Raw genomic sequence first — 22017 nt, 5'->3', positions numbered from 1 at the left:
GGTTAGGGTGAGCTTCTAGAACCGCGACCCAGGCCCCGAAAGAAACTCGAGTTCCTCAGCCGTAGACTCCCGCCCCAACACCGCATTGCGATGCGGAAACCTTCCAAACCGTGCAATCACCTTCTGATGCCGCTCGGCATAATCCAGATTGTCGGCAAACACTGCCCGCTCCGCTTCCGGCTGTTCAGCCACAAGCGCCATGAATCGGGAAACCGCTTCGTTCTGCACCGCGAGGTTTTCGCAGTGTTCGAACACCAGATAAATGAACACGCGCTGAATGGGCTTTAACTGCCGATCAAAATCCGCAGCAATGCCTTGCGCGACGAGCTGCTGCGCACGCAAATCACCGGAGAACGCTTTGGGAGAGTCGCGAAAGATCATTCGCGGCAGTTGATCGAGCAGCAGCACCAGCGCCAGCCAACCTTCGGGACGTTGCGTCCACTCGGTCAATTCGCCAGCCAGGGCCTGATCGACAAAGACCCCGAAACGCGTCTGCGCTTCGAGGTCTTGGCTGTCACGCTTACCGAACCACAACTTGCCCTTGTCAGCCGATACCTCATTCGGTGATTCGGCATTTCCGAACCACCAATCGAGCAACGGCTGCCAGGGCGCGTTCATGGTTTATTCCTTGTGGTAGGCCGTAGCGCGTGCGACTTCTTCTTTCGAGCCCAGGAACACCGCTACACGCTGGTGCAGCCCGTCCGGCTGAATGTCGAGGATGCGCTGGTGACCGTCGGTGGACGCGCCGCCCGCCTGTTCCACGAGGAACGACATCGGGTTGGCTTCGTACATCAGACGCAGTTTGCCAGGCTTGGATGGCTCGCGGCTGTCGCGTGGGTACATGAACAGACCGCCACGGGTCAGGATGCGATGCACGTCGGCAACCATCGCCGCGACCCAACGCATGTTGTAGTTCTTTTTCAGCGGACCTTCTTCGCCGGCCAGCAACTCGCCAACATAACGTTGTACCGGAGCTTCCCAGTGACGCTGGTTGGACATGTTGATGGCGAATTCCTGGGTCGATTCAGGAATGGTGATGTCTTCGTGGGTCAGCACGAAGCTGCCCATTTCGCGGTCCAGGGTGAAGCCTTTGACGCCGTGGCCCAAGGTCAGCACCAGCATGGTCTGCGGGCCATAGATCGCGTAGCCGGCAGCAACCTGCTGAGTGCCTGGCTGCAGGAAAGCCTTTTCGTTCAGCGGCTCGTTCTGGGTCAGGTATTCGTTCGGGCAACGCAGCACCGAGAAGATCGTGCCGACCGGCGCGTTGATGTCGATGTTCGACGAACCGTCCAACGGGTCGAATACCAACAGGTACGCGCCTTTCGGGTATTTGCCCGGGATCTGGTAGGCATTGTCCATTTCCTCGGACGCCATGCCGGCCAGGTGACCGCCCCATTCGTTGGCTTCGAGCAGGATCTCGTTGGAGATCACGTCGAGTTTCTTCTGCACTTCGCCTTGTACGTTTTCAGTGCCCATGCTGCCCAGAACACCACCCAGGGCGCCTTTGGACACGGCGTGGCTGATTTCTTTACAGGCGCGCGCCACCACTTCGATCAGAAAACGCAGATCGGCAGGAGTGTTGTTGCTACGGGTCTGCTCAATCAAATAGCGACTCAGGGTAACGCGGGACATGGACGGCTCCGGTGGAATGGGGGGCTAAAAACCCGCGCAGTTTACAGGGAGTCTGAAAACGTAGCGAGCGAAGACGCCCGGTAACGTGCGTCGGGGCGCAATTGCCTGTATCAGACGTGAATGGGTACAGAGAGTTCAGGTAGCGGGTTTAGCGTAGTTGGAAATCAGATGAATGTGGATGCGGCCAGATTGGTCAGGTCTTGAATATTGACTGACTGTCAGGTCCTCATCGCTGGCAAGCCAGCTCCCACAGGTTTTCCTGGCGTACACAAAATATGTGGTCGGACCAGAATCACTGTGGGAGCTGGCTTGCCAGCGATTGGCGCGCAGCGCCGGCCATTCTCAGGAATTGGTCGGCGGCTTGCGCAACAGACTGAACGCCATCGCCCCAAGAAACACCACACTCAGCAACAACACCGCCCACAGCCCGATCTTCTTCCAATTGGTCCCAGCCACGGCAGCTGTGGTCGCGGTCGACGTCTGAGTAGCCACCACATCCCCCAGAACCGTCGCCTTGCCCAACGTCGCCAGTTTCTCCGGTTTGAAATCCGGTATCAGTGTCGTCAACGGCAGATTCGCCGTTTTCACATTCGGATTCCCCAACGCCAGACTGTACGGGCCCTCCCCTCGTGCAAGGAAGATCACCTGCGTCGCCCGTACTGCGTATTTCAGGCTCGGCACCTGTTCACCCAAACCGCCGCCGCGCTCATCCACGGTCATTTTCAACTGCTGCACGGTTTGCCCGTACAGCTGCAATTCGTTCTGCACCACGTCCTGAGTATTCTGCGTCAGGCGATAGAGCAGACCGCTGCTCAACGTCTGCCACGGCAGGCTGCTCTCGCGTCGGCCCGTCAAGGTTACCGGCGCCAGACTGTTCGATTGCTTCAGCTCGACCTGGACCCGCTCGACATTCAGCCCCATCGGCAACTGCCAGGTGTATTCGCCGGGTTTGCTGCTACTGCCCGCCAACGCTTGCGACCAGACCAACGGCAGCGGCACGTTACGCGGGTCGCTGCTTTTCAGCTGGGCCGAGGTCAGGACCGGTGCCGAATTCGGCGACTCCCAGAGCAGTCGCAGATAACGCGCCGATTGCCCCTGCAGAGTCACCTCATGCTGCTCGATCCGCTCATCGGAAAAAGTCAGCCGCGCCACCTGCCCCTCGCCCCACGGCTGCCAACGCTGCAAGTCGTCACTGGCCTCGATGCTGAAACGCTGGAAGCCATCGCGCTCGCTGGTCCAGTCGAGGATCAACTGCTGCAACGGTGCCTTGATCGCACTGGCATCAAGCAACCAGCCGCGCAGCACTTCTTCACCCGCCTCCAACTGACTGGATGGCTGCACCTCAACCAGCGTGCCGTTGGTGGTGGATTGCACCCGGACGTTGGGGGCGCGTTCCGTGGCGTCGGCGGCGTTGTACAGCGGGAACCACTTCACCTCGTGCAACTGGCCGTCGTCGCGGGTTTTCGCCGATTCGCGGGCCAAGGCGTAGGCCTGTGGTTCGCCGGCAGCGTTGAATACACGCAAGTCACTGAGATCGGTCTGGCGCGCCTGCAATTGCGCGCTCAGCGGCAACTCCAGGCGATACCACGGCCCATCGCCCGTCACCGACAGCGGCACCTGCGTGGCGAAGTCCGCCGGTTTTTCCTGAGCGCCGGCAACCATCACCACGCCCAACGCCAACCACCCCAGATTCAGCATGCGACTCAAGATGCAACTCCTTCGGTTTCCGGGGCTGGCTTTTGCGCCGCCGGGTCAGCTTCGACGCGTTTGGGTGGCAGCGGCGCGAAGTAGCCCACCACCAACAGCAATACGCCAACGCCGATAAACGAGACGATCCGGGCGAGGCCGCCACGGTTGCTCAGTTCGACAAAAATCAGTTTGGCCACCACCAGCGCAATCAGCGCTGCACCGATCAGCCAGACTTCACGACGATGACGCAGGTGTCCGCCGATCATCAGTCCCAGCGCCATCAGCGTCCAGACGATGGACAACCCGGCCTGCACCAGCATAGAGGCGAGCAGTTGATCGAGTTCGAATGGAATGCCGGCCCAGTGGTGCGCGGCGCGGGTCACCAACGCGGTGCAGAAAGCGAACAGTGAAACCCCGGCGACCAGTTGCGTGGCGTAATCGGCGTAGTCCTGACGGATCGACAGCTGCGAAACTGCGCTGCGTGACCAGACGTAAACGCCGAACAAGGCGAACAGCAAACCCAGCTCCAGCGGATTGAGCAGCGGCACGTACGGCAATGGGTCCGCGTTGCCATCGCTGACCCCGTTGGCCAGCCAGAACCACGCAAGCATCAACACTGCCAAAGGCGCGGCGGCATACAGACGATATTCGCGGGGGAACGCTGCCACCGGCCAAGGCCAGTTGCGCGGTGCTGCCGCCAGCAACAGATACAGACTCGGCATAAGCGCCCAACCCAACCAGCGCCAGGCGTTGTATTGCTCGGACAACAGGAGCAAGCCGTAGCGCAACTCCAGCGCGAGCACGCCGATCAGCAGCCAGCAACCGAGCACATGGGCGGCACTCAAGGCCCGTGCCGGCAGCGTTGGCGCCAAACGGCGCAAGCTGAAGAAGTGCACAGCGAACACCAACGTCCACGCCACCCAGCCGAAGTCTGCCGCCGGGTGATAACGCGAGTACCAAGCCGCCAGCAACACCAAGCCTGCCGCGGGGATCAGCAGCGTGCAAAGCAAGCCCAGCGCCGGCCACTTCAAGCGCAGCGACAGCAGCGTCCACAACAAAACACTCAACGTCGCCACCAACAGCAGCAACGTACCTTGCAGTGTCACCGGTGCAAAACGCAGCACCTCACTGACCCACGCCAACGCCCACCAACCAGCACCCCATACCAGCAAGACTTGGGACAGACGCTGCAAACTCAGCGCATCAAATGCTGAAGCGTGATTGCCCCGTTGCAGGCGCCAGGCACCGATCATCGCCGCCAGCCCCAGCACCAGCGGCGTCCAGAACCCGCCATGGGCCAACGGCTTCAGACCTTCGGCAGACAACGGCCCGAGCAACTCGGGGCCTGCGAGCAAGAACGCCGCTCCACCGATCACCTGCAACAGCAGTCCAAAGACAAAACTCACACGCTGTTGGAGGTACAGGCTCAGCCAGATAATCAGCAAACCGCTGGCGGCCCACACCGCACTCGCCGTTTGCCACGGCAGGACAAACAACACCGCCAGATTGATCAGCGCCAGACCGGCCAGCAGCACCACCGACAAACCGCGCAACAGGCGTACGTCGCCGCGCACCATTTCGTCGCGAGCGGCCAAAAGCATGCCGGCGATCAGCGCCAGGCCAATCAAGGATGCGCTGAGCAGACCGCTCCAACCGGCACTCAATACCGCCGCCGAATCTTCGCCAGCGCCCTGCAGCCGCAGCAGGAACAACGCACCGCCGAGCAATTGCACTCCGAACGCGGTGAACAGGAACGTGCGCGATTGCAGCCGCAGGCCTACAAACAAGGTCGCCAGCCCGGCCAACGCCCAACTGATCGCCGTGCCCTGAATGAAGAAGAACAACGGCGCCAGCAGATAAAGGAACGTCAGGCCCAGGCACGCCAATACCGGCAACCCTTGGCGCTCCCAGGGCGAAGCCTGCTCCGGCGTGGCTTTGCGCAGTTGATAGAAGCTGAACAACAGCGCCGCGCCGAGCATCAACGCGCCCAGTGGAGCACCATCGAGCAGGCTGCTTTCGCCGATATTCAGTTGGCTGAGAAACGCCAGCGCTGAACCGAGTTGCAGCAACAACGCAAAGGCCCGGGCGAACGGTCGATGCTGACGCAAGCCCAGCCAGAAAATCCCTGCGCCCTCCACCGCCCATGCCGCCGACGTCCAGCGTGCATCAAGGCCCAGCGGAATCGCCAGACTGGCGAAAATCACCCCAAGTGCCAGACAGGTTTCGCCCAGCAGTACCGCGCGCCCGCCCATCAACACCTTGGCCAGGCCCATGTAAATCATGGCCAGCGCCAGGGCACTGAATGCGGCGGCGAACTCAAGATGCTGGACCAGCGCAAACTGCAACCCGAAGCCCACGATTGGCGGGCCGAACAGCATCGTTCCGTCAACGTAATCGCCCTTGCGCGCCGACCAGTGCAGCAGCGCCTCGCGATCACCGTCCGCAGGAGCGTCAGGCATATCGAGCAATTTACGCCGGGCAAACAGCAGGCCGATGGCGAGGTACATGAGGAAGAACAGAATCAAAAATGGCTCGGTGCTCCACAGCAGTTCCGGCGCGTACGAACGCAGGCCCCAGGCGAAGCCAATGCCGAAGGTGCCGACGAAACCGATCAGGTTGAGCAGGCGCCAGGCCTTGAACCAGGCGATGGCGAGAATACCGGCATTAAGCAGCGCGAAATAACTGAACAGCGCGACATGGTTGCCGGCGCCGGTCGAGGTCAGGATTGGTGCGGCGAAACCACCCAGCGCAGCCGCAGCAGCCAGGCCCAACGCATCTTGCGTGATGGCGAGGATCGCCGAGAACACCGTGACCGCCACCAGCAAACCCAGCGCGGCGGACGAATCAAGCAGCGGATGCAATCGCATCGCCGCAAACACCGTCAGGTACAGCACCGCGATCCCGGTGCCTTGCAGCATCAATGCGTAGCCGTTGTTACGCTGGCGCAGCCACCAGCCCAGCGCCAGCAGACCCAATGCCGCGGCCGCGACCCCGGCATAACGCAATTCGATTGGCACCACCATGCCTTCGGTGGCGTAACGCAGCAGAAACGCCAGACCGAAAAACAACAGCACCACGCCGACGCGCAGCACGGTGTTGCCACCGAACAACCAATTACGTGCAGCGCTGATGCCGCGCTCGAAAAGGTTCGGGCCACGGGGTTCGGCGGGTTGTTTGGGTTCGGTAGTGACGGCGTCCAGACGCCAGACATCGTCCGGCAATGGTTGAACGGCTTCGCTGGCGACGGCGGATATTGGCTCAAGTTCGGGCGGCAGTTCCCAAACCAGTTCGGGTGCCGGGGCGTCTTCGACGATGTCGACAGACTCACTGACCGGTTCAACGCCTGGCGGTGTCACCGCATGAGAAGGCGAGCCTTCCAGCAGAAACAGACGCTGCGCAACGCCTTGCAAAGCCTCCCTGACCTGTTCAAGTTGGTGCTGTTGCTCGGTCATCTGCGTGCCCAGGCGCGCGATGCGGATCGTCTGACCAATCGCCAGACCCAGCAGCGCACCCAACAGCGCATCACTGAGCGATTCGTCGAGCAGCCAGCCGAGCACCAGCCCGATCAACATGAACATCCATTGCATGGTCGATATCCCTAAGCGGCCCACAGGGGGCGAGTCCGGCAATTGCATCAGTCTAGGCACAAACCTTGTGGGAGCGAGCCTGCTCGCGAAAGCGGTTTGTCAGTCAACATTTCTGTCGAATGTGACAACGCTTTCGCGAGCAGGCTCGCTCCCACAGTGGCTGTGTTGTGCCTGAACCAGCACTGACCGGCGCTCAGTATATCGATCCGGCCCAACAACCGTTGGGCCTTGCGTACATTTTGTTGCGGAAAATTACTCCAGCGCCTTCCAGATATCCGTGGCGTACTCGCGGATTGTCCGGTCGGACGAGAACCAGCCCATCCGCGATGTATTCAACACCGCAGAACGCCACCAGTTATCAGCGTCATGCCAATGCGCTTCGACGCGCTTCTGTGCTTCCCAGTAGGAGTCGAAGTCGGCGCAGACCAGGAAGCGGTCGTAGTCCACCAGCGAATCGATCAGCCCGGTATAGCGTGAAGTGTCATCCGGCGAGAACACACCGCTGCGGATCGCTTGCAACACGTCGTTGAGGCGATGGGACTCCGCGATGTCCGGCGCAGCGCTGAACTCGTGGTTCTGTTTGCGCGCTTCAACCTGCTGGGCGCTGAGGCCGAAGATGAACATGTGCTCGGCGCCAATACGCTCGCACATCTCCACGTTGGCGCCATCGAGGGTGCCGATGGTCAGCGCACCGTTGAGGCCGAACTTCATGTTACTGGTGCCCGACGCCTCGAAACCGGCGGTGGAAATCTGCTCCGAAAGGTCCGCCGCCGGAATAATGCTCTCCGCGAGGCTGACGTTGTAGTTGGGCAGGAACACCACTTTCAACAGGCCACGCACGGTCGGATCGTTGTTCACCACCCGGGCGATATCGTTAGTCAGCTTGATGATCAACTTGGCCTGGTGATAACTCGCCGCCGCCTTACCGGCGAAGATCTTCACGCGCGGCACCCAGTTGACTTCCGGCTCAGCGCGAATCGCCTGATACAACGCCACGGTGTGAAGCAGATTAAGCAACTGGCGTTTGTATTCGTGGATCCGTTTGACCTGCACGTCGAACATCGCCGCCGGATTGACCGCGACCCCCAGCCGTTCATGAATCAGATAGGCCAAGGCTTTTTTGCTGTGCAGACGTTGTTCGGCGAAGGCTTTGCGGAACGCGAGTTTCTCGGCGAATGGCTCCAGATCCAGCAGGCGTTCTTCAGGGTTGTCGAGCAGGTCCGGGCCGAGGGCATCAACCAGCATCGACGTCAGCTCGGAGTTGGCCTGGTACAGCCAGCGGCGGAAGGTGATGCCGTTGGTTTTGTTGTTGATCCGCTCCGGGTAAAGCTTGTGCAGCTCGGAGAATACGGTTTTGCGCATCAGTTGCGTGTGCAACCCGGACACGCCGTTGACGCTGTGCGAACCGAGAAACGCGAGGTTGCCCATGCGCACCCGACGACCGTTGTCCTCTTCAATCAACGACACCGCGCGCAGCACGTCGAAGTCATGAATGCCCTTGGCGCGCAGCGAATCGATGTGCTGGGCGTTGATCAGGTAAATGATCTGCATATGCCGTGGCAGCATGCGTTCCATCAAGCCGACCGGCCAGGTTTCCAGCGCTTCGGGCAGCAATGTGTGGTTGGTGTACGAGAGCGTATCGACCGTCACCTGCCACGCCGCATCCCAGGCCACGTCGTAGACGTCGACCAATTGGCGCATCAGTTCGGCGACGGCAATCGAGGGGTGCGTGTCGTTGAGCTGGATGGCGGCGTGATCGCCCAGGGTCAACACCGAGGTGTGCGTGTTGCGATGGCGACGCAGCAAATCCTGCAACGAGGCGGCGACAAAGAAGTATTCCTGACGCAGGCGCAGTTCCTGCCCGGCCTCCGTGCTGTCCGCCGGATAGAGCACGCGGGAAATACTTTCGGCACGGGCCACTTCAGCGACAGCGCCCAGGTGGTCACCAGCGTTGAAACGCTCCAGGTGCAGATCTTCCATCGCCCGCGCACGCCACAGGCGCAAGGTATTGACGCTCGCCCCGCGCCAACCGACTACCGGTGTGTCGTAGGCAATTGCGCGGACGGTCTCGGCGGGTGACCAGACTTGCCTGGATTGGCCGTTGGCATCGATGACGGTTTCCACGCTGCCACCGAAGCCGATGGGGTAGGCGACTTCCGGACGCTCGAACTCCCACGGGTTGCCGAAATCCAGCCAGTGCTCGGTCTGCTCCTGCTGCCAGCCATCGACAATGGCCTGACGGAACAAACCGTGTTCGTAACGAATACCGTAACCGTGGCCAGCAATGCCGAGGGTCGACATGCTTTCCATGAAGCACGCCGCCAGTCTGCCAAGGCCGCCGTTGCCGAGCGCTGCGTCGGGCTCCAGCAGGCGGATGCGCTCAAGATCGACGCCGAGTTCGGTCAGGGCTTCACGCGCCACATCGAGCAGGCCAAGGTTGCTCAGGCTGTCGTAGAGCAAGCGGCCGATGAGGAATTCCAGCGAGAGGTAATACACCCGCTTCTGACCTTTGCGGTAGATCTGCCGGGTGTGGTCCATCCAGTGCTCGACCATGTGATCACGCGCGGCCAACGCAATGGCTTCGAACCAGTCATGGTCGAAGGCGTGATCAGGGTCTTTGCCCACCGCGTAGGTGAGTTTGGTCAAGACGGCGTCGCGGAATGCGGCCACCTCTGCTTCGCGAACTAGTGGTTCTTGAGTCATTGATACGACCTCGGGCGAGCGGGGAATTGTCTGAGCCTAGACGGTCTGACCGACGGCGGAGGCTCTGGTTCGGCAGTATTTCCTGAGACAGTGAGATGGCCCGGCATTACCCTGGCGGATGAGCTAATGAATGCAGGGGCCGTGCCGAATTGTTCGGCAAAATGCCTGCATGCAGAAAAAATCTGGCGAAAGGTTGTTCAAAAATCCACCAGTCCCGGTATGATCGCGCGCCCTGATGCACACGCCTGGTAACTCCCGATGATGAAGCCTAACCTGATTGCCGCCGCCGAGATCGATCGTCTCGATACGTGGGCCAAATATACGGCCCCGATGTGTGGCTCTTGTATCTCCAGCTGCTGCACGCTGCCGGTCGAGGTCAAGATCAAGGATCTGGTGCGCATCGGCGTGGTCGACGAGTTCGAGCTGGGCGATCCGCCGAAGAACATCGCCAAGCGTTTGCAAAAGGAAGGCCTGGTTGAACGCTTCAACCAGAAGTCGGGCATCTTCACCCTCCAGCGCATGAGCAACAACGATTGCTACTACCTGGATCGTAAGAGCCGCCTGTGCACCATTTATGACAAACGCCCGGACACTTGCCGCAACCACCCGAAGGTTGGCCCACGGCCGGGGTACTGCGCGTACAAGCCGAAGGAAGTGGTGCGCGAGCAGAATTTTCGGGCGATCGAGAAGTTCTAAAAATCAAAAGATCGCAGCCTTCGGCAGCTCCTACAGGGAAATGCGTTCCAATGTAGGAGCTGCCGCAGGCTGCGATCTTTTTTGCTTTTTACACTCCAGACAAACAAAAACGCCCCCGGTCTCGCGACCGGGGGCGTTTTCATTCAGCCTGAACTAAATACTTAGATCTTGGCTTTCTTGGCAGCGCGGGTACGCTCGCTTTCGTCCAGGATCTTCTTGCGAAGACGGATGGACTTAGGAGTAACTTCGCACAGCTCGTCTTCCTGGATGTATTCCAGAGCCTGTTCCAGAGTGAACTTCACTGGTGGAACCAGAGCGATGGTTTCGTCTTTACCCGAAGCACGCATGTTGTCGAGCTTCTTGCCTTTGGTTGGGTTGATACCCAGGTCGTTGTCGCGGCTGTTCTGGCCGACGATTTGACCGGTGTAGATCTCTTGACCGTGTTCAACGAACAGCTTGCCACGCGCCTGCAGGGTTTCCAGGGAGTAGGTCAGAGCCTTGCCGGTTTCAACCGAAACCAGAACGCCGTTCTGACGGCCGGACATGTGGCCCGACTTGACGGTGTCGTAGCGATCGAAGATCGAGGTCAGGATGCCAGCACCGTTGGTCAGGGTCAGGAACTGGTTACGGAAACCAATCAGACCACGAGCAGGGATGTTGTATTCCAGACGCACACGGCCTTTGCCATCCGGCACCATGTTGCTCAGGTCGCCCTTACGCAGGCCCATCTCTTCCATCACTTTGCCCTGAGCTTCTTCAGGGATGTCGATGGTCACGTTTTCGAACGGCTCTTGCTTGACGCCGTCTACTTCACGAATGATCACTTCCGGACGGCCCAGGGCCAGTTCGAAGCCTTCGCGACGCATGGTTTCGATCAGTACCGAGAGGTGCAGCTCACCACGGCCGGAAACCTTGAACTTGTCAGCGGTGTCGCCTTCTTCAACGCGCAGAGCAACGTTGTACAGCAGCTCTTTGTCCAGACGGTCCTTGATGTTACGGGACGTCACGAACTTGCCTTCTTTACCGCAGAATGGCGAGTCGTTTACCTGGAAGGTCATCGAAACGGTTGGCTCGTCGACGGTCAGAGGCTTCATCGCCTCGACAGTGTCCGGGTGGCACAGGGTGTCGGAGATGAACAGCGAGTCCATACCGCTGACGCAAACGATATCACCTGCGAAAGCTTCTTCAACGTCGATACGGTGCAGACCGTGGTGACCCATCAGCTTCAGGATACGACCGTTACGCTTCTTGCCGTCGGCACCGATAGCAACAACCGGAGTGTTCGGCTTGACGCTACCACGAGCGATACGGCCAACGCCGATAACACCCAGGAAGCTGTTGTAGTCCAGTGCCGAGATTTGCATCTGGAACGGACCTTCACGGTCAACTTTTGGCGCTGGAACGTGGTCGACTACCGCTTGGTACAGCGGGGTCATGTCTTCAGCCATGTCGGTGTGATCCAGACCGGCAATGCCGTTCAGGGCCGAGGCGTAAACAACCTGGAAGTCCAGTTGTTCTTCGGTAGCACCGAGGTTGTCGAACAGGTCGAAGATCTGGTCCAGAACCCAGTCCGGACGCGCGCCTGGACGGTCAACCTTGTTGATGACCACGATCGGACGCAGGCCGGCTTCGAAAGCCTTCTTGGTCACGAAACGGGTTTGCGGCATAGGGCCGTCTTGAGCGTCAACCAGCAGCAGAACGGAGTCAACCATCGACATTACACGTTCAACTTCGCCGCCGAAGTCGGCGTGGCCCGGGGTGTCCACGATGTTGATGTGGTAGCCGTTCCAGTTGATGGCGGTGTTTTTCGCCAGAATGGTAATACCGCGCTCTTTTTCCTGGTCGTTGGAGTCCATCACGCGCTCGTCGTTGAGCTCGTTGCGCTCCAGAGTGCCGGATTGACGCAGGAGTTTGTCTACCAGGGTGGTTTTACCATGGTCAACGTGGGCAATAATGGCGATGTTGCGTAGATTTTCGATCACTTGTGTATCTCGATCAGAGGATTCGGTTTGCTGACAAGTCTTGGCAGCGATTAGCAGTAGTGTCCGGCATGGCCGTTACAGCTTGACGGCGGTGTCGGGGGGCCGGTGACGCAGGCCACAGGCAAACAGCCCCGGGCACTTAGCTCGGTCGATAAACGCGCACATTGGCATGCCCCTCACTGAGCAAATGGTGGGCATGCAGGCGACTCATCACGCCTTTGTCGCAATACAGCAGGTACTGGCGAGTAGGGTCCAGTTCCTTGAAACGTGCGTTCACTGCATAGAACGGCATCGTCTGTACCTCTATGCCGGCAAGCTCCAGCGGTTCGTCTTCAGCGGCATCCGGGTGACGGATATCGATGACGATCTGACCGGCCAGCGCTTCGCCGACTTCTTCAATCTGCAAATCCTGGCCCAATTCATCGATGACTCGATCAATGGCGACCAGTTTGGCGTTGGCGAGCGCACGCTCGAGCACCGCCATATCGAATTCTTTCTCTTCGTGTTCAACGCGGCCACGCTTGGCGGCGGTCTTCGGATTGACCGAGATGACCCCGCAGTACTCCGGCATGTGCCGGGCAAAATCGGCAGTGCCGATTTCGTTGGCCGTGTCGATGATGTCCTGTTTGTGCGCGACGATCAGCGGACGCAGCACCAGCTTGTCGGTCACGCAGTCGATCACCGACAGGTTCGGCAGCGTCTGGCTCGATACCTGGGAGATCGCTTCGCCGGTGACCAGCGCATCGATGCTCAGGCGATCGGCGATGACAGAGGACGCGCGCAACATCATACGCTTCAATACGACGCCCATATGACTGTTATCGACTTTGCCGAGAATTTCGCTCAACACTTCTTCGAACGGCACACTGACAAATAGCACGCGTTGCGAGCTGCCGTACTTCTTCCAGATGAAGTGCGCGACTTCCATCACGCCCAATTCATGGGCACGACCGCCCAGATTGAAGAAGCAGAAGTGCGCCATCAGGCCGCGGCGCATGATCTGGTAGGCCGCAACGGTGGAGTCAAAGCCGCCGGACATCAATACCAGCGTCTGCTCCAAAGCGCCGAGCGGGTAACCGCCGATGCCGTTGTGCTGACTGTGGATGACAAACAACCGTTTGTCGCGAATTTCCATGCGGACTTCGATTTCCGGCTTTTTCAGGTCGATTCCGGCGGCGCCGCACTCACGGCGCAGCTTGCTGCCGACGTATTTTTCGACGTCCATCGAGCTGAACACGTGCTTGCCTGCACGCTTGCAGCGCACCGAGAAAACCTTGCCCGCCAGCGCATCGCCGTAGTGCTGTTTGCACTTCTCGGTGATGTCGTCGAAGTCGCCCAGCGGGTACTCGTCGATCTGCAAAAAGTGTGCGATGCCCGGCATGCACGTCAGGCGTTCGCCCATCTCTTTAAGGGCTTTGGCGTCGGTAACACGGGTTTCCAGTTCGAGGTTGTCCCACACACCGTTCACCACCACAGCCGGGTCCAGATCGCGGAGCACGGCGCGGATGTTTTTGGCCAACTGGCGGATGAATTTCGTCCGGACAGGTCGACTCTTGATGGTGATCTCGGGGAAGACTTTTACGATTAGTTTCATGAAAACAGCGCGCGCAGGGCCAGCCGAAAAAGGGGGGCGCGGATTATAGCGGAAATTGCTCAAGGTTTAACCAGTTAATCTGCAGAAGGTTTTGCATGCACCAAAACGGGTCATTTTCAGATTAAGACGCTACATTAGAGGGCGATAATTTCTGCAATAAGGAGTTTTGCACCTTAATAAGCGTGAATAGGGGGCATAAAACCCATGCTGGGGCACTGGCATGCAATTTGCTCCCTTGTGAGGCAGGTTGCCTTGGCAGAGTATTCGCGCCGGCATCACCACTATTAAGGGCATCCACTACCCGCCCTAATTCACCCGGAGGACACTATGTCGAAGTCGGTTCAACTCATCAAAGATCATGACGTCAAGTGGATTGATCTGCGCTTCACGGACACCAAAGGCACTCAGCACCACGTGACCATGCCGGCTCGCGATGCGCTGGAAGACGACTTCTTCGAAGTCGGCAAGATGTTCGACGGTTCCTCCATCGCTGGCTGGAAAGGCATCGAAGCCTCCGACATGATTCTGCTGCCGGACGACGAAACTGCCGTTCTCGACCCGTTCACCGAAGACGCCACCCTGATCCTGGTGTGCGACATCATCGAACCGTCGACCATGCAAGGCTACGATCGCGACCCGCGCGCCATTGCTCACCGCGCCGAGGAATACCTGAAGACCACCGGTATCGGTGACACCGTCTTCGCCGGCCCAGAGCCAGAATTCTTCATCTTCGACGAAGTGAAATTCAAGTCGGACATCTCCGGCTCGATGTTCAAGATCTACTCCGAACAAGGTTCCTGGATGTCCGACCAGGACATCGAAGGCGGCAACAAGGGTCACCGTCCAGGCATCAAGGGTGGTTACTTCCCGGTTCCGCCGTTCGACCACGACCACGAAATCCGTACTGCCATGTGCAACGCACTGGAAGAAATGGGCCAGACCGTTGAAGTTCACCACCACGAAGTGGCGACTGCCGGTCAGAACGAAATCGGTGTCAAGTTCAACACCCTGGTGAAGAAAGCTGACGAAGTTCAGACTCTGAAATACGTTGTACACAACGTTGCCGACGCTTACGGCCGCACCGCTACCTTCATGCCGAAGCCGCTGTACGGCGACAACGGTTCGGGTATGCACGTACACATGTCCATCTCCAAAGATGGCAAGAACACCTTCGCGGGCGAAGGCTATGCCGGCCTGTCCGAAACCGCTCTGTACTTCATCGGCGGCATCATCAAGCACGGTAAGGCACTGAACGGCTTCACCAACCCGGCCACCAACTCCTACAAGCGTCTGGTGCCAGGCTTCGAAGCGCCGGTAATGCTGGCCTACTCGGCTCGCAACCGTTCCGCCTCGATCCGTATTCCTTACGTCAACAGCCCTAAAGGCCGTCGTATCGAAGCACGTTTCCCGGACCCGGCTGCCAACCCGTACCTGGCTTTCGCAGCACTGCTGATGGCCGGCCTGGACGGTATTCAGAACAAGATCCACCCAGGCGATGCCGCTGACAAAAACCTGTACGACCTGCCGCCTGAAGAGGCCAAAGAGATCCCACAAGTTTGCGGCAGCCTGAAAGAAGCCCTGGAAGAGCTGGACAAGGGCCGTGCGTTCCTGACCAAGGGCGGCGTGTTCTCCGACGACTTCATCGACGCTTACATCGCGCTGAAATCCGAAGAAGAAATCAAGGTCCGCACCTTCGTACACCCACTGGAATATGAGCTGTACTACAGCTGCTGATCCGGTAGCGCTGCGCTACGCGGCGTGACAAAAAGAGGCCTCCTTCGGGAGGCCTTTTTTGTGCGCGCTCATCCATGGATAATCCGCCGCCTCTGCGCCGCGACTGGCGTCTTGACGAAGGGATTCGTATGAAGTGGTTATGGGCTCTGACCCTGATGGCCGGCCTCGCCAGCCAGACTGTTAACGCGGCCGAGTTTTATGAAAACAAAACGCTGGCTCATCCGCTGATTCAGGGTTTGCAGGAGAGCTCGGCCACTCTGGCATTTATCAAAGAAGCCGGCGGCGTCAAAGGCTATTACTGCGTATGCGACAAGCCTGAGGCTAGCCCACAACGGCTGGATGACTTCGGCCAGGCCTCCATCGAGTCCGTGTTCCTGACGCAACTCGACAGCGAAGATCCCATCCGCCTGGTGCTTTTCAAGCAGCAAACGAAATACCGGATCTACGCCTACAAATACGACGCCAGCAGCCAGCTCTACACACGCGTCACAGGACTGCAAAAAGCCCTCGACCGAATCGCCGAAGGCCAGAAGCGGCTCGACGCCCTCACAATCAAGAAAGCAATGGCGCAGCTAACGCCGATCAACTATCGCTTCTACTACGAGCAATCGGGCATTCCCGAGTTTGACCAACTCGATCTCACCGCAGGAGCGCTGGTCGGTTATTTCGATGAACAGACCAAACCACTCGACATCAACACGCCCGGTACTGGTCAGTACTATTTCAAAAAAACCTATCAGGAAAAAAACGGGCGTTTTCTCACCGTCACGTTTTGGCGCGGCATCAATACGTCCCTTAACGACGGCAATCGCATGCTCTACAACTACCAGGTCAGCCGCATGGCCTGGGAAACCGCGCCCGTCACTTTCAGCGGTAGCGAGGATGGCGATTCGGTTTCCTTCAATTTCGGCGAAATCAGCGGCCAAGGCTCATACGAAAAAGGTGTGCGCGTGGGTGCCTGGTCTTTCACCAAAGAGTCTAAATACTCCGCCAGCGGTCACTATGTGGCGGGCAAGCGACAGGGTGAATGGGTCGAAACCGAATATTCGAAGACCTTGACCGGCCAGTATGCCGACGGTGAACGCGAGGGGCGCTGGACGATCCTCGACAATGGCGATCCCGATAACACGACGACCGGGTTCCAGACATACAGGCGTGGCGTACTCGATGGCCCGAGTGAAGAAATCACTGGCACCATTACCGTGCGTGGCAATTTTATCAACGATCAACGCGAAGGCCCTTGGGCGACCGAAGCCGGCACCGGTTTTTACCACAATGGCGTGCAAAGCGGTCTGTGGACGCTCAAGGCTGATAAAGGCCACAGCCAGACAGTGAACTTCGTTGCCGGCAAAAAGGATGGCGAGTTACGCGACACCGATGCCAGCGGTGTCCTGACGTTGATCGAGCATTACACGGCTGGCGTACTGAATGGCACTCGCGAGGGCTACAGCCCAAGCGGTAAACGGCTCTACTCGCAGTCCTACGAAAACGGCAAACTCGAAGGCCGATCACTGGGTTACAGCGACGACGGCCAAGTGCTGATAAACGATATTTCCTGGCATAACGGAGAGCGCGAAGGTCCCTATCTGACCTTTCTGCACGACGGCACACCTGCAACAGTTGGACGCTTTGAAACGGGGCGCTTTATCGGCCTGATGAAACGCTACGACGAAAATGAAGTGATCTATGAGGAATCCAATTGGTGCCGCTTCGACAAGAACGGCCCGACCATTGATCGCTGTGGAAAATTTCGTACGTTCACCCACGGCAAACTGACCAACGAAACGGATTTTTTGTTTGGCAGCAGCCAAGCCGAAGTCAGTTACGACTACAAAACCGGCAATAAGACCCGCGAAAAGATCATCGGTGAAAACGACCAGATCACCGTGCGCACGTATTACGAAAACGGCCAGATCGAATGCCAGAAAAACTCGGTGGGCTTCAGCTGGATGACCGTCAACCAACAACAAGTCAAAAGCTACGAATACGGCGGTGATCTGGCCGGTGAACAGCTTTGCTATTACCGCAACGGCGTGGTCAAAAGCCGGGCGTTTTACGACAAGGGGCCGGTCGGTTGCACGATCCAGTACGACGAGACCGGAAAACAAACCTACCCCGGCCCTGAAGGCTGCCCCAGCACCGTAGCGCCCGTCGGAAAGCAGAAACGCATGCTCAACTTCAGTAGTTGAGCAATCAGTCAAAACCAGGATGGTTTGTGTGAGCGGATGTTGTCTCAGTTAGGCTTACCGTCGTCCCTGGCCTATGCTGCAAGCCAATCTCATTGTTGATCGGTCGAGCCCATGGGTCGTGGTCTTCTATTCCTCCTGCTGGTTATTGCCCTGCCCGCCGTCGCGCAGATCTACAAATACACCGACGCCAACGGCCACACGGTGTACAGCGATCATTCCCCGGACGGCGTCGACGCGCAGCCGGTGGAGTTGCCGCCGCTCAACCGTGTCGAATCGCAATCGCCGAGCACGCCGCCAGCGGTCGAGACGGACAATCGCCAGCCTGAGCGCACCGCTTATGAGGTGCTGGAACTGGCCGGCCTGCCCACTGAAGAAGCCCTGCGCGCCAACAACGGCACCTTCACCGTCAATGTGCTGATCAAGCCGCGCCTGCAACCGCCGCAGCAATTAAGACTGGTTTTGGACGACGAGCCTTACGGGCAGCCGAGCAACGTGCCAATCCTGCAACTGGTGAATGTCGATCGCGGTGAACATCGTCTGGCCGTGCAGGTGATCGACGGCGAAACGATCGTCCAGCAGAGCCCGCCAGTAGCCTTCACCTTGCAACGGGTGCACAAGCCATGATCCGCGCATGGCTGATCGCCGCGCTGGCCATGACAGCGCTGCACGCCTCGGCCGAGGTGTTCACTTATATCGATGCGCAGGGCAATCGTGTCTACACCGATCAGCCACGCGGCAACGCCAAGCGGGTGCCGCTGGCCACCAGCAATCGCATGCCGGCTAACACCACGGCTGCTGCGCCGATGACCACCGCGAAAAAATCGCCGGAACAACCTCCGTTCCATTACGACATGCTGCGCGTTCTGGTGCCCGAGCCCGACGCGACCATTCGCAGCAGTGCCGGTGAGCTGATCGTCAGCATCACCAGCGAGCCCGGCTTGCAAAAGGGCCATCTGTATCGCTTGCTGCTGGACGGCAAAGCCACCGGCGAGCCCGGCGTCAGCCCGGTTTTTCCGCTGAGCAATATCGACCGTGGCAGCCATAGCCTCTCGATAGAAATTCTTGATGCTCAGGGCCGCACCATCGAGCGCACCGCCAACCAGCCCTTCCACATGCAGCGCATCTCGCTCGCGCAAAAACGCCAGGTTAAACCCTGCGTTACTGGGGACTACGGCGTGCGCCCCGAGTGTCCGCTGAAAGACAAACCCGAAGAGCCTAAAAATCCCTTCCTGCGTTTCTTCTAACGCCATTCAGCTTTGTGCACTATATTGGTGCAATAGATTGCACCGTACTCACATTCCATCCCATTTTGGTTCGAAACTTCCCGTTCCAGCTGGCAGAACGCCACGCAAACGAGCGTCAAACGCCCGTTTCAGGGGTTGAACGCTTCTTTTCGGAGCCTTGGTTTGGTTTTTGCATTTTCCATCTAAACACGCTTGTTTCTTGCGCACGCTCCGCCCCCAAAAGAGGCCTTGATGACTATTAGCGACGCAATCCCACGCTTGCTGCTCGACAACCTGACCACCGCCACCATCTTGCTCGATGCCGAATTGCGCCTCGAGTACATGAACCCGGCAGCGGAGATGCTGCTGGCGATCAGCGGCCAGCGCAGCCATGGGCAGTTCATCAGTGAGCTGTTCACTGAGTCCGCCGAGGCGCTCAACTCGTTGCGCCAGGCCGTGGAGCAGGCGCACCCGTTCACCAAGCGCGAAGCCATGCTCACCGCCCTCACCGGTCAGACCCTGACGGTGGATTACGCGGTGACGCCGATCCTCAACAACGGCTCGACCCTGCTCCTGCTGGAAGTCCACCCGCGAGATCGCCTGCTGCGGATCACCAAGGAAGAGGCACAGCTGTCGAAGCAGGAAACCAGCAAGATGCTGGTGCGCGGCCTCGCCCACGAGATCAAGAACCCGCTCGGCGGCATCCGTGGCGCTGCGCAATTGCTGGCCCGCGAGCTGCCGGAAGAAAGCCTGCGCGATTACACCAACGTGATCATTGAAGAGGCCGATCGCCTGCGCAATCTGGTCGACCGCATGCTGGGTTCGAACAAGTTGCCGTCGCTGGCCATGTGCAACGTTCACGAGGTGCTCGAGCGTGTCTGCCATCTGGTCGAAGCGGAAAGCCAGGGCTGCATCACCTTGGTGCGCGATTACGACCCGAGCATTCCCGACGTGCTGATCGACCGCGAGCAAATGATTCAGGCCGTGTTGAACATCGTGCGCAATGCGATGCAGGCGATCAGCAGCCAGAACGAGCTGCGTCTGGGCCGCATCAGCTTGCGTACACGGACCATGCGCCAGTTCACCATCGGCCACGTCCGCCATCGCCTGGTGACCAAGATCGAGATCATCGACAACGGCCCGGGCATTCCGGCGGAACTGCAGGAAACCATTTTCTTTCCCATGGTCAGCGGCCGCCCGGACGGTACCGGGCTGGGCCTGGCCATCACCCAGAACATCATCAGCCAGCACCAGGGCCTGATCGAATGTGACAGCCATCCAGGCCACACCACGTTCTCGATCTTTCTGCCACTGGAACAAGGAGCCACATCGACATGAGCCGTAGTGAAACCGTGTGGATCGTCGATGACGACCGTTCTATCCGTTGGGTTCTGGAAAAGGCCCTGCAGCAAGAAGGCATGACCACCCAGAGCTTCGACAGCGCCGATGGCGTGATGAGTCGTCTGGCCCGTCAACAGCCGGACGTGATCATCTCCGACATCCGCATGCCGGGCGCCAGCGGTCTGGACCTGTTGGCGCGGATTCGTGAGCAGCACCCACGGCTGCCGGTCATCATCATGACCGCTCACTCCGATCTGGACAGCGCTGTCGCCTCCTATCAGGGCGGTGCGTTCGAGTACCTGCCAAAGCCGTTCGACGTTGATGAAGCGGTGTCGCTGGTCAAGCGCGCCAATCAGCATGCGCAAGAACAGCAAGGCCTGCAGGTCGTGCCAGCACTGACCCGCACGCCTGAAATCATCGGCGAAGCGCCGGCGATGCAGGAAGTGTTTCGTGCCATCGGCCGCTTGAGTCACTCCAACATCACCGTGCTGATCAACGGCGAATCCGGCACCGGTAAAGAATTGGTCGCCCACGCTCTGCACCGTCACAGCCCGCGTGCGGCCTCGCCGTTCATCGCGCTGAATATGGCGGCGATCCCCAAGGACCTGATGGAGTCCGAGCTGTTCGGCCACGAGAAAGGCGCGTTCACCGGCGCGGCCAACCTGCGTCGCGGGCGCTTCGAACAGGCCGATGGCGGCACGCTGTTCCTCGATGAAATCGGCGACATGCCGGCGGACACCCAAACCCGTTTGCTACGGGTTCTGGCCGATGGCGAGTTCTATCGCGTTGGCGGGCATGTGCCGGTCAAGGTTGACGTGCGGATCATCGCCGCGACTCACCAGAATCTGGAAACCCTGGTGCACGCCGGGAAATTCCGTGAGGACTTGTTCCACCGCCTCAACGTGATCCGCATCCACATTCCTCGCCTGTCGGATCGTCGCGAAGACATCCCGACGCTGGCCCGACACTTCCTCAGCCGCGCTGCGCAGGAACTGGCGGTGGAGCCGAAGTTGCTGAAAAGCGAGACTGAGGAATATCTGAAGAACCTGCCGTGGGGCGGCAACGTGCGCCAGCTGGAGAACACCTGCCGCTGGATCACGGTGATGGCGTCCGGGCGCGAAGTGCACATCAGCGACTTGCCGCCAGAGTTGCTCAACCTGCCACAGGATTCGGCGCCAGTGACCAACTGGGAGCAAGCGCTGCGCCAGTGGGCCGATCAGGCGTTGGCGCGTGGCCAGTCGAACCTGCTCGACAGCGCGGTGCCGGCATTTGAGCGGATCATGATCGAGACGGCTCTGAAGCACACCGCCGGGCGTCGTCGTGATGCCGCAGTCTTGCTGGGTTGGGGGCGAAATACCCTGACGCGCAAGATCAAGGAATTGGGGATGAAGGTCGATGGCGGGGATGATGATGAGGGGGATGAGGGGTAAAAACCTCGTTCGCTTGAGGCCGTATGTGTACTCAATATCTCTGCCCCTCACCCCAGCCCTCTCCCGAGGGAGAGGGAGCCGATTTATGTCGCTGCCAAATGTGAGTTCGACTCGGACTTTCAGGTCGGCGTAGTTCTTCAGCATTCTTCAGTCAGTCCCCTCTCCCTCCGGGAGAGGGTTAGGGTGAGGGCAATTCAGCCGTGCACCACCGTAATGC

General features: G+C 59.2%; 14 protein-coding genes. 7 read left to right on the top strand and 7 right to left on the bottom strand.

What is annotated here, in order from left to right:
* Window positions 1-15: 15 nt before the first annotated feature.
* The 5 genes from H8B20_RS17775 to H8B20_RS17755 form a co-directional block, all read right to left on the bottom strand.
* The gene (locus tag H8B20_RS17775) at window positions 16-618 is read right to left on the bottom strand and encodes a DUF924 family protein (protein ID WP_210624052.1); all 603 of its coding nucleotides are present in this window, start codon (window positions 616-618) and stop codon (window positions 16-18) included.
* A 3-nt stretch (window positions 619-621) separates the two neighbouring features.
* Window positions 622-1632, bottom strand: coding sequence for a class 1 fructose-bisphosphatase (locus H8B20_RS17770; RefSeq protein ID WP_042557219.1), 1011 nt, complete (start codon window positions 1630-1632; stop codon window positions 622-624).
* A 342-nt stretch (window positions 1633-1974) separates the two neighbouring features.
* Window positions 1975-3339: a DUF3999 domain-containing protein gene (locus H8B20_RS17765; protein WP_210624051.1), complete on the bottom strand. Its 1365-nt coding sequence runs from the start codon at window positions 3337-3339 to the stop codon at window positions 1975-1977.
* On the bottom strand, window positions 3336-6908 hold the full coding sequence (locus H8B20_RS17760) for a DUF2339 domain-containing protein (protein WP_210624050.1): 3573 nt from the start codon (window positions 6906-6908) through the stop codon (window positions 3336-3338). The genes H8B20_RS17765 and H8B20_RS17760 overlap by 4 nt, the downstream gene beginning before the upstream one ends.
* Window positions 6909-7160: 252 nt before the next feature.
* Window positions 7161-9611 (bottom strand): glycogen/starch/alpha-glucan phosphorylase, encoded by a 2451-nt coding sequence (locus tag H8B20_RS17755; protein WP_210624049.1) that lies wholly within the window; start codon window positions 9609-9611, stop codon window positions 7161-7163.
* A gap of 258 nt (window positions 9612-9869) precedes the next feature.
* Here H8B20_RS17755 and H8B20_RS17750 point away from each other — a divergent pair, with 258 nt between their 5' ends.
* The gene (locus H8B20_RS17750; protein ID WP_210624048.1) at window positions 9870-10307 is read left to right on the top strand and encodes a YkgJ family cysteine cluster protein; all 438 of its coding nucleotides are present in this window, start codon (window positions 9870-9872) and stop codon (window positions 10305-10307) included.
* A 161-nt stretch (window positions 10308-10468) separates the two neighbouring features.
* On the opposite strand, the gene typA is transcribed toward H8B20_RS17750, so the two are convergent.
* A complete protein-coding gene (typA, locus tag H8B20_RS17745) occupies window positions 10469-12289 on the bottom strand; it encodes a translational GTPase TypA (protein ID WP_042557214.1) in 1821 nt (606 codons plus the stop codon).
* Between the two features lie 139 nt (window positions 12290-12428).
* Complete coding sequence (thiI, locus tag H8B20_RS17740) at window positions 12429-13883, bottom strand: tRNA uracil 4-sulfurtransferase ThiI (RefSeq protein ID WP_210624047.1); 1455 nt, start codon at window positions 13881-13883, stop codon at window positions 12429-12431.
* Between the two features lie 327 nt (window positions 13884-14210).
* On the opposite strand from thiI, the gene glnA reads away from it, so the two are divergent.
* The 6 genes from glnA (at window position 14211) to ntrC (ending at window position 21800) form a co-directional block, all read left to right on the top strand.
* Entirely contained in the window at window positions 14211-15617 is a 1407-nt protein-coding gene (gene glnA, locus H8B20_RS17735; RefSeq protein WP_042557212.1) for a glutamate--ammonia ligase, read from the top strand.
* A gap of 128 nt (window positions 15618-15745) precedes the next feature.
* On the top strand, window positions 15746-17806 hold the full coding sequence (locus tag H8B20_RS17730) for a toxin-antitoxin system YwqK family antitoxin (protein WP_210624046.1): 2061 nt from the start codon (window positions 15746-15748) through the stop codon (window positions 17804-17806).
* A 111-nt stretch (window positions 17807-17917) separates the two neighbouring features.
* Window positions 17918-18430, top strand: a complete 513-nt coding sequence (locus tag H8B20_RS17725; RefSeq protein WP_210624045.1) for a DUF4124 domain-containing protein — start codon at window positions 17918-17920, stop codon at window positions 18428-18430.
* Window positions 18427-19050 carry a DUF4124 domain-containing protein gene (locus H8B20_RS17720; protein ID WP_210624044.1) on the top strand — a complete coding sequence of 208 codons (624 nt, stop codon included), beginning with the start codon at window positions 18427-18429 and terminating at the stop codon, window positions 19048-19050. Before H8B20_RS17725 ends, H8B20_RS17720 begins: the two co-directional genes overlap by 4 nt.
* A gap of 231 nt (window positions 19051-19281) precedes the next feature.
* Window positions 19282-20367: a nitrogen regulation protein NR(II) gene (gene glnL / locus H8B20_RS17715; protein WP_210624043.1), complete on the top strand. Its 1086-nt coding sequence runs from the start codon at window positions 19282-19284 to the stop codon at window positions 20365-20367.
* Window positions 20364-21800 (top strand): nitrogen regulation protein NR(I), encoded by a 1437-nt coding sequence (ntrC, locus tag H8B20_RS17710; RefSeq protein ID WP_042557208.1) that lies wholly within the window; start codon window positions 20364-20366, stop codon window positions 21798-21800. The genes glnL and ntrC overlap by 4 nt, the downstream gene beginning before the upstream one ends.
* Window positions 21801-22017 lie beyond the last annotated feature (217 nt).

The sequence above is a fragment of the Pseudomonas sp. P42 genome (assembly GCF_017973755.1).
Taxonomy (GTDB): Bacteria; Pseudomonadota; Gammaproteobacteria; order Pseudomonadales; family Pseudomonadaceae; genus Aquipseudomonas; species Aquipseudomonas iridis.
This window is presented reverse-complemented; position numbering and strand designations above follow the sequence as displayed.

Coding starts and splice junctions, on each gene's coding strand:
- H8B20_RS17775 (WP_210624052.1), bottom strand. CDS start 618: ATGAACGCGCCCTGGCAGCCGTTGCTCGATTGGTGGTTCGGAAATGCC.
- H8B20_RS17770 (WP_042557219.1), bottom strand. CDS start 1,632: ATGTCCCGCGTTACCCTGAGTCGCTATTTGATTGAGCAGACCCGTAGC.
- H8B20_RS17760 (WP_210624050.1), bottom strand. CDS start 6,908: ATGCAATGGATGTTCATGTTGATCGGGCTGGTGCTCGGCTGGCTGCTC.
- H8B20_RS17755 (WP_210624049.1), bottom strand. CDS start 9,611: ATGACTCAAGAACCACTAGTTCGCGAAGCAGAGGTGGCCGCATTCCGC.
- H8B20_RS17750 (WP_210624048.1), top strand. CDS start 9,870: ATGATGAAGCCTAACCTGATTGCCGCCGCCGAGATCGATCGTCTCGAT.
- thiI (WP_210624047.1), bottom strand. CDS start 13,883: ATGAAACTAATCGTAAAAGTCTTCCCCGAGATCACCATCAAGAGTCGA.
- glnA (WP_042557212.1), top strand. CDS start 14,211: ATGTCGAAGTCGGTTCAACTCATCAAAGATCATGACGTCAAGTGGATT.
- H8B20_RS17730 (WP_210624046.1), top strand. CDS start 15,746: ATGAAGTGGTTATGGGCTCTGACCCTGATGGCCGGCCTCGCCAGCCAG.
- H8B20_RS17725 (WP_210624045.1), top strand. CDS start 17,918: ATGGGTCGTGGTCTTCTATTCCTCCTGCTGGTTATTGCCCTGCCCGCC.
- H8B20_RS17720 (WP_210624044.1), top strand. CDS start 18,427: ATGATCCGCGCATGGCTGATCGCCGCGCTGGCCATGACAGCGCTGCAC.
- glnL (WP_210624043.1), top strand. CDS start 19,282: ATGACTATTAGCGACGCAATCCCACGCTTGCTGCTCGACAACCTGACC.
- ntrC (WP_042557208.1), top strand. CDS start 20,364: ATGAGCCGTAGTGAAACCGTGTGGATCGTCGATGACGACCGTTCTATC.